The organism is Acinetobacter sp. GN11 (assembly GCF_054823985.1).
The window spans coordinates 1-449 of record NZ_JRVL01000337.1; the positions used below are offsets into that span (position 1 = coordinate 1).

Consider the following 449-nt stretch of genomic DNA (forward strand, 5'->3'; position numbering starts at 1 on the left):
ATATACACAGCCACAATATTCTTGTTGATAAAACTCTTCTCGTTTACTGATTTCAATCATACGGCTTGAGCCACCATTTTTACGCCAGTTGTAATCCCAGTACTGAATTTCAGGATAGTGCGCAGCAGCACGAATTCCGCAGTCATTGATTTGCGCCATATTTTTCCAGCGAGAAATTCCTAGCGAACTACTGATGAGACTAAAGCCGTGTTCATGTGCGTAAAGGGCAGTTCGTTCAAATCGCATATCGAAACACATGGTACAACGAATACCGCGTTCAGGTTCATCTTCCATACCTTTTGCTCGAGCAAACCAATTGTCAGTGTCATAGTCTGCATCGATAAATGGAATATTATGCTTTTCGGCAAAACGAATATTTTCTTCCTTACGGATGAGATATTCTTTTACTGGATGGATATTAGGATTATAAAAAAATATTGAAAATTTAA

Annotated in this window: 1 protein-coding gene; it reads right to left on the reverse strand. The window is 38.5% G+C overall.

All coding sequences use genetic code 11. From position 1 onward, the window contains the following. Positions 1-449, reverse strand: a 449-nt coding sequence (locus tag NL42_RS19015) for an epoxyqueuosine reductase QueH (protein WP_461313935.1), incomplete at both ends; no start/stop codon positions are given.